Source organism: Paenibacillus sp. BJ-4 (assembly GCF_020404765.1).
Classification (GTDB): domain Bacteria; phylum Bacillota; class Bacilli; order Paenibacillales; family Paenibacillaceae; genus Paenibacillus.
This window is the reverse complement of sequence record NZ_JAIVEM010000077.1, coordinates 1-211: the sequence shown is the minus strand read 5'-3', so window position 1 is coordinate 211 and position 211 is coordinate 1. Positions and strand designations below refer to the sequence as shown.

General features: G+C 55.5%; 1 protein-coding gene. It reads left to right on the top strand.

The features are described 5' to 3' along the window. A partial coding sequence (locus LCF57_RS14580; protein WP_226001340.1) for a hypothetical protein occupies positions 1 to 211 on the top strand: 211 nt, incomplete at both ends.

Genomic DNA, 211 nt, shown 5'->3' with positions numbered 1-211 from the left:
GGCAGCGCATTTCATTCCTCGCGGATGGAAGCCGTGCTGGGGGAACTGGAAGAGGCTTTGAAGCGTGTAAAGCTCGTTGCACCGCAGCTTCCTTATGTATCTAACAAAACGGGGAAATGGATTACCAAGGAGCAGGCAAGTAATCCGGCCTATTGGGTGTCGCATACGCGCCGAGCGGTGAGGTTTGCGGACAATGCGGAGCAGGTGCTGA